Source organism: Neobacillus sp. S1227 (assembly GCF_055385255.1).
The window spans coordinates 294597-306260 of sequence record NZ_AP038276.1 but is presented as its reverse complement, the minus strand read 5'-3'; the positions used below and the strand labels follow the sequence as shown (position 1 = coordinate 306260).

11 protein-coding genes are annotated in these 11664 nt (G+C 45.8%); 1 reads left to right on the top strand and 10 read right to left on the bottom strand.

Going from position 1 to position 11664, the window contains the following annotated elements; translation table 11 throughout:
* The first annotated feature begins 42 nt into the window (after window positions 1-42).
* Entirely contained in the window at window positions 43-354 is a 312-nt protein-coding gene (locus ACZ5AE_RS01620) for a YgaP family membrane protein (RefSeq protein ID WP_464568860.1), read from the top strand.
* 223 nt (window positions 355-577) lie between these two features.
* On the opposite strand, the gene purD is transcribed toward ACZ5AE_RS01620, so the two are convergent.
* The 10 genes from purD to purB form a co-directional block, all read right to left on the bottom strand.
* A complete protein-coding gene (gene purD, locus ACZ5AE_RS01615; RefSeq protein WP_464568858.1) occupies window positions 578-1849 on the bottom strand; it encodes a phosphoribosylamine--glycine ligase in 1272 nt (423 codons plus the stop codon).
* A gap of 15 nt (window positions 1850-1864) precedes the next feature.
* Entirely contained in the window at window positions 1865-3400 is a 1536-nt protein-coding gene (gene purH / locus ACZ5AE_RS01610; protein ID WP_464568856.1) for a bifunctional phosphoribosylaminoimidazolecarboxamide formyltransferase/IMP cyclohydrolase, read from the bottom strand.
* Window positions 3378-3980, bottom strand: coding sequence for a phosphoribosylglycinamide formyltransferase (gene purN / locus ACZ5AE_RS01605; protein WP_464568854.1), 603 nt, complete (start codon window positions 3978-3980; stop codon window positions 3378-3380). The genes purH and purN overlap by 23 nt, the downstream gene beginning before the upstream one ends.
* The gene (gene purM, locus ACZ5AE_RS01600; protein ID WP_464568852.1) at window positions 3977-5011 is read right to left on the bottom strand and encodes a phosphoribosylformylglycinamidine cyclo-ligase; all 1035 of its coding nucleotides are present in this window, start codon (window positions 5009-5011) and stop codon (window positions 3977-3979) included. Before purM ends, purN begins: the two co-directional genes overlap by 4 nt.
* 5 nt (window positions 5012-5016) lie before the next feature.
* Window positions 5017-6426: an amidophosphoribosyltransferase gene (purF, locus tag ACZ5AE_RS01595; protein ID WP_464568850.1), complete on the bottom strand. Its 1410-nt coding sequence runs from the start codon at window positions 6424-6426 to the stop codon at window positions 5017-5019.
* Window positions 6402-8633, bottom strand: a complete 2232-nt coding sequence (gene purL, locus ACZ5AE_RS01590) for a phosphoribosylformylglycinamidine synthase subunit PurL (RefSeq protein ID WP_464568848.1) — start codon at window positions 8631-8633, stop codon at window positions 6402-6404. Before purL ends, purF begins: the two co-directional genes overlap by 25 nt.
* Window positions 8617-9300 carry a phosphoribosylformylglycinamidine synthase subunit PurQ gene (purQ, locus tag ACZ5AE_RS01585; protein WP_464568846.1) on the bottom strand — a complete coding sequence of 228 codons (684 nt, stop codon included), beginning with the start codon at window positions 9298-9300 and terminating at the stop codon, window positions 8617-8619. Before purQ ends, purL begins: the two co-directional genes overlap by 17 nt.
* Window positions 9297-9551 (bottom strand): phosphoribosylformylglycinamidine synthase subunit PurS, encoded by a 255-nt coding sequence (gene purS, locus ACZ5AE_RS01580; RefSeq protein WP_464568844.1) that lies wholly within the window; start codon window positions 9549-9551, stop codon window positions 9297-9299. Before purS ends, purQ begins: the two co-directional genes overlap by 4 nt.
* Entirely contained in the window at window positions 9544-10257 is a 714-nt protein-coding gene (gene purC / locus ACZ5AE_RS01575) for a phosphoribosylaminoimidazolesuccinocarboxamide synthase (protein WP_464568842.1), read from the bottom strand. The genes purS and purC overlap by 8 nt, the downstream gene beginning before the upstream one ends.
* 105 nt (window positions 10258-10362) lie before the next feature.
* Complete coding sequence (gene purB, locus ACZ5AE_RS01570; protein ID WP_464568840.1) at window positions 10363-11661, bottom strand: adenylosuccinate lyase; 1299 nt, start codon at window positions 11659-11661, stop codon at window positions 10363-10365.
* Window positions 11662-11664: the final 3 nt, after the last annotated feature.

Here is an 11664-nt window from a genome sequence, read left to right as displayed (position 1 = left end):
AATGATAAATATTGTAAAACTTTTGTGAAGGAGTGAACAAAAATGAAAATAACACCAAACATAGGGATCTTAAACGCCCTAATCCGTATTACCGTTGGACTTACCTTTCTTTCTTGGTGCACTGCTAAATTGGTGAAGCATCCATGGAGAGATTCCTATTTGTTCGTCGCTCTGTGTGCGGCCATGAAGGTGGCGGAAGGAATTGTCCGCTATTGTCCGATGACGGCATTATTTGAAAAGTGTCAGTGCATGGTTGATGAAGGGAAACTCGGCGGATCTGTTGATGGAAACATTGATGCCGCTGATGGGATTGAAGGGTTGACAGGAGATGCCATGCCATATAATCCGAGCTGATTCTCCATTAGAAATTCACCTGAGCCAGGCTGGTCGCCTGGCTTTTTACGCTTAAAATGGGGTCGGGCGAGTAAAAGGCAAATTTGAGCGAGTAAATTATGAAATAAAGCGAGAAAAAAGTCAAAAGTTGGCGAGTAAATCTTGGTTTTTGACGAGTAAATCCACAAATTTAAATAAAGATAGTTATTAAAGGGCTGTCCGCAGTTGCGGGCAGCCCTTTAATCTAGAAGACGTGCGCGATAGCCTTAAAACCGATATCTCTCCGGTAAAAAACACCATCCGACGTTAATTTTTCAAGTTCAGCATAAACTTTTTCCTGTGCTTCTGCCAAGTTCCCAGCCTTAGCACCAACCAAAAGAACTCGGCCTCCAGTTGTCATAAACTCACCTGACTCTTTTTTAGCGGTTCCAGCATGAAAAACATAAACCTGTTCAAGGTCCAAGTCTGCTAAACCATCCAACACAGCACCATTTTTATAATCCCCAGGATATCCTTTGGAAGCGACTACCACTCCCAGCATGGCCTCTTCATGCCACTCAAGAACAGGAGTGCCGCCATCTAACAAATCATTCACCGCTTGAACCAAGTCGGATTTCAAGCGCGGTAAAATCACTTGAGTTTCCGGATCGCCAAAACGGGCATTAAATTCAATTACCTTCGGACCGTTCTCCGTATTAATCAGACCGGCATATAAAACCCCACAAAAGCTTCTACCTTCTTGAACCATGGCTTTAGCCGCTGGTTTCAGAATAGTTTCAACGGCTGTCTGAACAATTTCTGCGCCAATTTGCGGCACCGGTGAATAGGCACCCATCCCGCCGGTGTTTGGTCCTTTATCGCCATCAAAAGCCCGTTTATGATCCTGGGCGATTTCAAGCGGAACGACTACCTCGCCATTGACGAAAGCCATTAAGGAAAATTCTTCGCCGTCCAAAAATTCCTCAACCACTACCCGGGCAGAAGCAGCGCCGAACTGTTTATCCATTAACATACTTTTGAGGCTCTCGAGTGCTTCCTCCATGGTCATCGCCACGGTAACACCTTTCCCAGCAGCCAGACCATCCGCCTTTATGACAATCGGAGCGCCCTTCTCTTCAACATACTGACGGGCCTCGTCATAAGAAGTAAAGACAGCATAATCAGCCGTTGGAATTTGGTACTTCTCCATTAATTCCTTGGCGAATGACTTGCTTCCTTCGATTTCAGCCGCCGCCTGACGCGGTCCAAATACCCTTAACCCTGCCTCAGAAAACTTGTCGGCCAATCCCTCAAGAAGCGGAACCTCTGGACCGATAATCGTCAAAGCGACGCCTTGTTCCTTGGCGAACTGGATTAGTTGTTCGTGGCTGGATTCCTCAATCGCAACAAGCTCTGCCACATCTGTCATGCCAGCATTGCCAGGGGCAGCAAATACTTTCTCCACCTGCTTGCTTTCGCTCACTTTCCGGCAAATCGCATGCTCTCTTCCGCCTCGGCCAATTACCATAATCTTCACTGTTCTTCACCCCGATTAATGTTTAAAATGTCTGACGCCGGTAAACACCATGGCAATTCCATATTCGTCCGCTTTTTTAATTGAGTCTGCATCACGGATGGAGCCGCCCGGCTGAATAATTGCTGTAATACCAGCTTTCGCTGCTGCTTCGACAGTATCGTCCATTGGGAAGAAAGCATCGGAAGCAAGCGCCGCACCTTCAGCCTTTACACCTGCTTGCTTAAGGGCAATATCTGCAGAGCCAACACGGTTCATCTGTCCAGCACCGATTCCAAGCGTCATGTCCTTGTCAGAAACGACAATAGCATTGGATTTCACATGTTTAACAACCTTCCAGCCCAGCTTTAACGCAGCCCACTCAGCCTCTGTCGGCTGTCTTTTCGTTGGAATCGTGATATTTGCCTCATTAAGGCTATAGCGGTCTTGGTCCTGTATGAGCAGTCCGCCTTCAATTGTCGTCATTTTCCGTTCCACTTTTTGTCCATGTTCAAATGGAATGGTTAACAAACGTAGATTCTTTTTAGATGTCAAAACCTCAATTGCTTCCTCCGAGAACGAAGGGGCAATAATAATTTCTAGAAAAATTTCATGAAGCTTGCGGGCCGTCTCGGCATCCACTTCCTGGTTAAAGGCAATAATCCCTCCGAAGATGGAAACAGGGTCCGCCGCAAACGCCTTTTGAAATGCTTCGAAAACAGTGTTTCCCGTGCCAACTCCGCACGGATTCATATGCTTAACCGCAACAGCAGCTGGTTCCGTGAACTCTTTGACGATTTGCAGCGCCGCATCAGCATCATTGATGTTATTGTAAGAAAGCTCCTTGCCATGAAGCTGGTCGGCATAAGCAATCGAGAATTTGGAACCAAGCGGCTTTTTGTAAAAAGAAGCCTTTTGATGCGGGTTTTCTCCGTAACGAAGCGATTGCTTCAACTCATAGGTAACCGTTAGCTTCTCTGGATTTTCTTCCTGAGCTAGGTTGGTCATGTATTCTGCAATTAACGCATCATAAGCAGCAGTATGACGGAAGACCTTAGCCGCAAGCTTTCGTCTTGTTTCAAGTGTTGTTTCTCCTTCAGCTTTTAATTCTGCAAGTACGGTTTCATAGTCAACTGGGTCGACAACCACAGTAACATATTGATGGTTTTTTGCAGAAGCGCGAAGCATTGCCGGTCCGCCGATGTCGATGTTCTCAATCGCATCTTCAACCGTCACATTTTGCTTTTCAATTGTCTGCTGGAATGGGTAAAGATTGACACAAACAACCTGAATTGGATCGATGTGATGCTCCTCAAGCTGCTTTTGATGGTCTGCTTCGCCATGTTTCGCCAGCAAACCACCGTGAATAAATGGATTTAATGTTTTAACACGGCCTTCCAAAATTTCTGGAAACCCGGTAACATCCGTGACACTAAGAACAGGCAGCCCCTGCTCCTGCAGCATTTTTTTCGTGCCTCCAGTCGATACAATCTCAAATCCTAGATTGATCAATTCCTTAGCAAATTCGCTTACCCCATTTTTGTCTGATACACTAATTAGCGCGCGCTTTTTCATTTTGTAATGCATCTCCTTTTGTCAATAACATCTGCAGAATTGATGGGTATAGTTTGTGCTCAATCTCCTGAATCTTACATTGCAGGCTTTCTCTCGTTTCATTTTCCTCAATTCTTACCCGTTCTCGGACAATGATCGGCCCTGTATCCATTCCTTCATCAACATAGTGGATCGTCACGCCGCTCCATTTTGCCTTTGCCTCCAAAGCCTGACCGATTGCATCCTTGCCCGGAAAGTCAGGAAGCAATGAGGGATGGATATTGATAATCCGGCCCTCATATTCACTTAACAGAGTGGATCCAACCAACCTCATATAACCTGCCAGCACAATCAAATCAACCTGTCTATTTTTCAATAACAAGGCGATTTCTGCTTCATATGCTTCCTTGTTTGGATAGTCTTTTGCATTAAAAACAAATGTGGAGATTTCGGCCTCCCGCGCCCGCTCAATAACATACGCACCCGGCTGGTCACAAACAAGCAAAGAGAGGTTTGCAGCAAGTTGCTTCGCTCGAACAGCGTCGACAATCGCCTGAAAATTACTTCCGCTTCCGGATGCAAAGATTGCGATATTTTTCATCGCCGTCCACCCCTGCCATTAATTTTGATGCCTTCGCTATCAGTTACTACCCCGAGTTCGTAGGGGGTTTCGCCGCTTTGACGGAAGTGTTCCAGTACGTCCGCAGCATCTTCCTTATTCACAGCTATTACCATACCAATTCCCATATTAAAAATATTATACATCTCTTTATAGTCAATTTGTCCAAGCTCGGAGATCAGCTTAAACACATATGGAATATTCCAATTTTTCTCATCGAGCTCCGCCCCTAGTCCTTTAGTGAGCATCCTCGGAATATTCTCGATAAATCCGCCGCCAGTGATGTGGGCCATTCCTTTGATGTTGAATTTTTTTAATGCTGATAAAATTGGCTTTACATAGATTTTTGTCGGTTTCAACAATTCTTCTCCCAAGGTGCAGCCCAATTCGTTTACAAACTCAATCAATGACCAATCGTTAAATACCTTCCGTACTAAGGAATAGCCATTGCTATGGATACCGCTTGACGCTAGACCAATCAGGACGTCGCCTGCCTTAATCGTTTCACCGGTAATCAAGTTGGATTTTTCACACGCTCCGACCGCAAAACCTGCCAAGTCATACTCATTTCCACGGTAAAGTCCCGGCATTTCCGCTGTCTCTCCGCCAATTAAGGCACAGCCGGCCTGCTCGCAGCCATCGGAAATCCCTTTGACAATTGCCTCAATTTTCTCTGGAAGCGCCTTGCCTGTCGCAATATAATCGAGAAAATACAGGGGCTCCGCACCTTGGACAACAATATCGTTGACACACATGGCCACGGCATCAATGCCAATCGTATCATGGCGGTCCATCGCAAAAGCAATCTTAAGTTTAGTCCCAACCCCGTCCGTTCCTGACACTAGGACAGGCTCTTTTAAGTTTAATGCCGATAAGTCAAACATACCGCCGAAACCGCCAAGGCCTCCCAATACGCCGGCCCGGGCTGTTTTTTGGACATGCTTTTTCATTCTTGCTACGGCTTCATAGCCTGCTTCGATATCAACACCAGCTTGTTTGTATGCATTAGCCACTGCTGTCACCCCTTTTGGTAGTAGTATTGAAGTGTATCTGGATAGATTTCAGTCGGATAATCTCCGGTAAAACAGCCAAGGCAAAATCCGTTTGTTCCTTCCGTCTGACCAAGGGAGACAAGCATCCCTTCAACGCTTAAGAACGTTAAGGAATCTGCGCCAATTAACTGTCTGATCTCCTCAACTGATTTATCTGAAGCAATTAATTCTTCTTTTGAAGATGTATCGATTCCGTAGTAGCATGGGTTTTTGATTGGCGGTGAGCTGATGACAACATGCACCTCGGTCGCCCCTGCTTCCTTTAGCATTTTGACAATTCTTCTGCTCGTTGTTCCGCGGACAATCGAGTCATCGACCATGACAACACGCTTCCCTTCGACTACTCCTCGGACTGCCGACAGCTTCATTTTTACCCCTTGCTCACGTAGTGACTGGGACGGCTGGATAAAGGTCCGGCCGACATATTTATTTTTAATTAAGCCCATTTCGTAAGGAATGCCAGATTCTTCGGCATAACCAATCGCAGCAGAGATGCTGGAATCAGGAACACCTGTCACCACATCTGCCTCAATCGGCGCCTCCATGGCTAACCTTTTGCCCATGTTTTTGCGGGCCGTATGGACATTGATTCCTTGGATGTTGCTGTCCGGTCTTGAAAAATAAACGTATTCCATCGTACAAATCGCTTTTGTTGAGCTGACAGAAAACATCTCTGACTGTATCCCATTTTCATTGATGATTAATAGCTCTCCCGGCTGAACGTCGCGGATATATTCGGCGCCAATTACGTCAAACGCACATGTTTCCGAAGCGACCACATATGCATCGCCAAGGCAGCCAAGTGAAAGCGGTCTTAATCCATGAGGATCGAGTGCCACCATTAATTCATTTTCGGTTAAAATCAAATACGCATAGGCTCCTTTTAGCATCGATAGAGCATTTTTCACCTTGTCATTCATGTTTGGGAATCCGCTTCTTCTAATCAAGTGGGCAAGAACCTCTGTATCCGAGCTTGTTTGAAAAATGCTGCCCTGGGCTTCGAGCTGATGTTTCAACGAATTCGCATTTACTAGATTGCCATTATGAGCAAGTGCCAGACTCCCTGTTTGCGAATGAAACAGGAGGGGCTGGACATTTTCATATCCCCCGCCGCCTGCTGTTGCATAGCGGACATGACCAATCGCTGTGTCGCCAGTTAACTCTGCCATTCTATCAGCAGTAAAAACTTCTGTAACCAGTCCTTCGCCCTTGACCACTTTCAACGTTTCGCCATTGTTCACGACGATTCCTGTCCCTTCTTGGCCGCGGTGCTGCAGGGCATGCAGCCCGTAATAGGTCAGCTGGGCCGCATCCTTATGGCCCCAAACCCCAAAGACTCCGCACTCCTCGTTTAATCCCTTGATTTCAGCAAGCATGGGATTGCCCCCTTCCAGGCAGCTTTTAATTCTTCCACAGACGACTCAAGGACTGTTTGCTCACCAGATACCACGCTTAATGTTCCTGAATTATTCACTTCGCCGATCAAGGCGGCTGCTACTAAACCTTCAAACTCAGCTTGGTGCTCTTTTTTCACCGATAAAAGGAAACGGGACTGTGTTTCACTGAATAATGCAGAAACAGGATTTCCCTCTATGTTCACTTCTGCACCTAGCTGTGGATTTTCAAATAAGCATTCTGACAATGCTACTGAAAGGCCGCCTTCTGATAAGTCATGGGCAGACTGAACCACTCCAGCGCGAATCGCAGCTAGAACTTGCTGTTGTCTTTGTTTTTCAATTTGAATATTTAATTCCGGTGTCTTTCCAAAAATCCGGCCATTGTTAAGGAGCTTTTGCAGCTCGCTGCCGCCAAACTCATCCTTGGTTTCACCGACTAAATAAATTAGGTCACCGCTGTTTTTAAAATGCTGGGTTGTAATATGATCAAGGTCGGTAACCAATCCAACCATCCCAATAACCGGTGTGGGATAGATGGCTGTACCGCTAGTTTCGTTATATAAAGAGACGTTTCCGCCGATAACTGGCGTTTCTAACACCCGGCAGGCCTCACTGATACCGTCGGCCGCTTTTTCAATCTGCCAAAATACTTCCGGCTTTTCGGGATTTCCAAAATTGAGGTTATCGGTAATGGCAAGTGGTTCCGCACCAGAACAGATGATATTTCTTGCTGCTTCGGCCACAGCAATCTGCCCGCCTGTTACAGGGTCTAAATAGACGAAGCGGGAATTACAGTCAGTTGTCATCGCCAGTGCTTTACGTGTGCCGCGAATACGGACAACCGAAGCGTCTGAACCAGGTGAAACAACTGTATTGGTACGTACCATGTAATCGTACTGCTCATAAACCCATTCCTTGCTGGCTACTGTTGGCTGGCTTAATAGTTTTACTAATGTTTCTGTTAAGTTTTCTACTTGTGGAATTTCGTTCTCAATCGCCTGGAATTCTGCAAAATATGCAGGCTCCATGGATGGCATGTTGTAAACAGGCGCGTCCTCTGCTAAGGAATCGACTGGAACGTCGGCTACCACTTCACCGTGATGAATCAAGCGAAGTTTCTTGTCATCCGTTACCTTTCCAATTGCAACAGCCTCTAAATCATATTTTTCAAAAAGGTCAACGATTTCCTGCTCGCGGCCTTTTTTCACGACCACCAGCATGCGTTCTTGGGATTCGGAAAGCATCATTTCGTAGGCAGTCATGCCCGTTTCCCGCTGCGGCACAAGGTCGAGGTTCATCTCGATTCCCATGCCGGCTTTGCTGGCCATTTCCGCAGAGGAGCTTGTAAGTCCCGCTGCACCCATATCTTGAATGCCAACAAGAGCATCGGAATGAACCAACTCAAGACATGCTTCAAGAAGGAGTTTTTCCATAAAAGGGTCACCGACTTGAACTGCTGGGCGGTCTTTATCGGACTCTTCGGTTAATTCTACAGAAGCAAATGTCGCTCCGTGAATGCCATCGCGGCCGGTTTTTGCGCCTACATACATAACGGTATTTCCGGCACCGTGCGCCTGGCCTTTTTTAATATCCTTGTGGTCGATAAGGCCGACACACATCGCATTAACGAGCGGGTTGCCTTCATAGCAATCTTCGAATTGAATTTCGCCGCCAACAGTTGGAATGCCGATACAGTTTCCATATCCGGCAATTCCAGCAACGACTTCTTTAAAAAGGTACTTGACCCTGGAGGAAGAATCCAGCTCACCAAAACGAAGTGAGTTTAATAGGGCAATTGGGCGTGCCCCCATCGAAAATACATCGCGGATAATCCCGCCAACCCCAGTTGCTGCGCCTTGATACGGTTCAATCGCGGATGGATGGTTGTGGCTTTCGATTTTAAACACAACCGCCTGACCGTCGCCAATGTCAACGATCCCGGCTCCCTCGCCAGGACCTTGAAGAACCTTCGGGCCGCTGATTGGGAACTTTTTCAATACAGGCTTTGAGGTTTTGTAGCTGCAGTGCTCAGACCACATGACGGAGAAAAGGCCTGTTTCCGTATAATTAGGTGTCCGGCCCAAGATTTTTTCAACCAAGGCAAATTCCTCGTCGGATAAACCCATTTGCTGATATAGTTTTTCTGCTTTAATCTGTTCTGGATTTGGTTCAAGCTTTAACAACATGTGCTTCCCTCCAAGCCTTTACGATTGATTGGAACATTTTCAGACCGTCCGCGCTTCCGAGCAAGTTATCAACTGCACGTTCGGGGTGCGGCATCATTCCGAGCACGTTTCCTTTTTCATTGATGATTCCGGCAATATCAGCGAGACTTCCGTTCGGGTTTTGCTGATAGGTAAAAACGATTTGGTTGTTTGCCTTTAATTGTTCGAGTGTTGCTTCATCGCAATAATAATTTCCTTCGCCATGGGCAACTGGAATGGTGATGGTTTGCCCTTGTGCGTATTCACCTGTAAACATGGATTCGTTATTTTCTACCTTTAATTCGACAGGTTTGCATATAAATGAAAGACTTTCGTTTCGTCTCATCGCCCCTGGCAGCAGGCCTGCTTCTAGGAGAATCTGAAATCCGTTGCATACTCCCATTACTGGCTTTCCGGCCTCGGCTGCCTTAATGACTTCCTTCATGACCTTGCTGAAGCGGGCAATCGCACCCGTGCGAAGGTAATCCCCATAAGAGAATCCGCCTGGCAGAAGAATTCCGTCAAATTCGTCTAAGTTGTCTGTATCATGCCAAACGTATTCGGCTTCTTCACCGAGTTCGTCTTTTACCGCATGGTACATATCGATATCACAGTTGGATCCCGGAAAAACGATTACCGCAAATTTCACTGTGCGACACACTCCTCTACTTCATATCGGTAGTCTTCAATAACCGGATTGGCGAGCAGCTTGCTGCAAATTTCGTTGATGACTTCATCGATATCGCGTTCTGATTTTTCCAAAGTCAGTTCCATGTATTTGCCGATGCGGATATCCGCAACTTCAGGGTAATTTAAAGTATGAAGGGAATGGGTAACTGCCTTTCCCTGAGGGTCCAATACGCTCTCTCTTAATGTGACGAATACCTTAACTTTATACATGCTGATGTCCTCCAAGTCTTTTAAGAATAGTTTCATAGGCTTCTGTTAAGCTTCCTAAATCGCGGCGGAATACGTCTTTATCAAGCTTTTCATTCGTCTTCTGGTCCCACAGGCGGCAGGTGTCAGGGGAAATTTCGTCGGCAAGTAGAATTTGACCTTTTTCGTCTTTACCGAATTCAAGTTTGAAATCGATAAGATTAATGCCAAGTTCAGTGAAAAAGCCTTTTAATACTTCATTGATTTGCAGTGCTTTGTCTCGTAAAATACTGATTTCTTCGGCTGTTGCTGCTTTCAGTTCGAGGATGTGGCTTTTTGTGACGATCGGGTCACCCAAGTCATCGTTTTTTAAATAAAATTCCACGATTGGCGCTGATAGCGGACGACCTTCTTCGACTCCCAAACGTTTTGAGAAGGATCCTGCAGCTGTGTTGCGGACGACGACCTCAAGCGGGATAATGGAGACCTTTTTTACTAATTGCTCTGTTTCAGAAACGCGCTGAATGAAGTGGGATTGAATGCCTTGTTCTTTCAGCTTTAAAAATAGCAAACTAGTAATCTCGTTATTCAAACGGCCTTTACCGGTGATGTCAGCCTTCTTTTGTCCATTAAAAGCGGTGGCAGAGTCTTTATATTCGATTAAAACAATTTGCGGGTCTTCAGTTGAATAGATACGCTTCGCTTTTCCTTCATATAGCATTTCTTTCATCTTGGGTCGCTCCTTATTTCCAATATTGGGAATCTTCAGTATAAGTAAAGGGGCATACCCATGGTAGTGATGCCCCTGTTTAATTTTTTTCTTTAACTTGCTGCCTTAAGCATTTAATCCTAATCGATCAAAAATGGTATCCACATGCTGAAGGTGATAGCTGTAATCAAAGCAATCAGCGATTTCCTCAGCGGACAGCTTAGATGTAATTTTTTCCTCCGCTTCGACTAAGCTGCGGAATGGAACCTGCTTTTCCCATGCTTCCATTGCCTTTGGCTGGACAGTATCGTATGCCGCTTCGCGGGATAAACCTTTATCAATCAGAGCTAGAAGCACACGCTGGGAGTAAATCAAGCCAAGCGTGCGATCCATGTTACGCTTCATATTTTCCGGATAAACCGTCAAATTCTTAATAATATTTCCAAAACGGTTCAACATATAATTCAGCGCAATTGTCGCATCGGGCAGGATAATCCGTTCAGCGGAAGAATGGGAGATATCGCGCTCATGCCATAATGGAACATTCTCATAAGCTGTCATCATGTAGCCACGTATGACGCGGGCCATCCCTGTCATATTCTCGGAACCAATCGGGTTACGCTTGTGCGGCATCGCCGATGACCCTTTTTGTCCTTTTGCGAAAAATTCTTCAACTTCGCGTGTTTCACTTTTTTGTAAGCCGCGGACCTCTACTGCAAATTTTTCAATTGAAGTGGCAATTAACGCCAGTGTTGACATGTAATGAGCATGACGATCACGCTGCAAGGTCTGGGTAGAAATTGGCGCCCGTTGAATACCTAACTTTTCACAAACGTACTGTTCGACAAACGGGTCAATGTTGGCATACGTTCCAACCGCACCGGAGATTTTCCCAAACTCCACACCTTGGGAAGCCTGCTTAAAACGCTCCAGGTTCCGTTTCATTTCTTCATACCAAAGGGCAAGCTTTAAGCCAAATGTTGTCGGTTCGGCATGTACGCCGTGTGTCCGGCCCATCATGACCGTATATTTATGTTCAATCGCCTTATTTCGCAAAATCTCAATAAAGTTTTCAATGTCTTTTAATAAAATCGCATTTGCTTGCTTTAATACGTAGGAAAGGGCTGTATCAACCACATCCGTTGAAGTTAAGCCGTAATGCACCCATTTACGCTCTTCGCCTAGTGTTTCAGAGACGGCACGGGTAAAGGCAACAACATCATGCCTTGTTTCTTCTTCAATTTCCTTAATTCGGTCAATATTAAAGGAAGCATTTTCACGCAGCTTTTGAACATCCTCTTTTGGAATCTCGCCTAACTCGGCCCACGCTTCACATGCGAGAATTTCCACCTCAAGCCAAGCGTTAAAGCGGTTCTCCTCTGTCCAAATGGCTCCCATTTCTGGTCTAGTATAACGATCAATCATCTT

What these genes read in the sequence shown, in the direction of transcription:
- purL (WP_464568848.1), bottom strand. Translation starts at nt 8,633, where the DNA reads ATGTTGTTAAAGCTTGAACCAAATCCAGAACAGATTAAAGCAGAAAAA.
- ACZ5AE_RS01620 (WP_464568860.1), top strand. Translation starts at nt 43, where the DNA reads ATGAAAATAACACCAAACATAGGGATCTTAAACGCCCTAATCCGTATT.
- purF (WP_464568850.1), bottom strand. Translation starts at nt 6,426, where the DNA reads ATGCTTGCTGAAATCAAGGGATTAAACGAGGAGTGCGGAGTCTTTGGG.
- purS (WP_464568844.1), bottom strand. Translation starts at nt 9,551, where the DNA reads ATGTATAAAGTTAAGGTATTCGTCACATTAAGAGAGAGCGTATTGGAC.
- purC (WP_464568842.1), bottom strand. Translation starts at nt 10,257, where the DNA reads ATGAAAGAAATGCTATATGAAGGAAAAGCGAAGCGTATCTATTCAACT.
- purH (WP_464568856.1), bottom strand. Translation starts at nt 3,400, where the DNA reads ATGAAAAAGCGCGCGCTAATTAGTGTATCAGACAAAAATGGGGTAAGC.
- purN (WP_464568854.1), bottom strand. Translation starts at nt 3,980, where the DNA reads ATGAAAAATATCGCAATCTTTGCATCCGGAAGCGGAAGTAATTTTCAG.
- purB (WP_464568840.1), bottom strand. Translation starts at nt 11,661, where the DNA reads ATGATTGATCGTTATACTAGACCAGAAATGGGAGCCATTTGGACAGAG.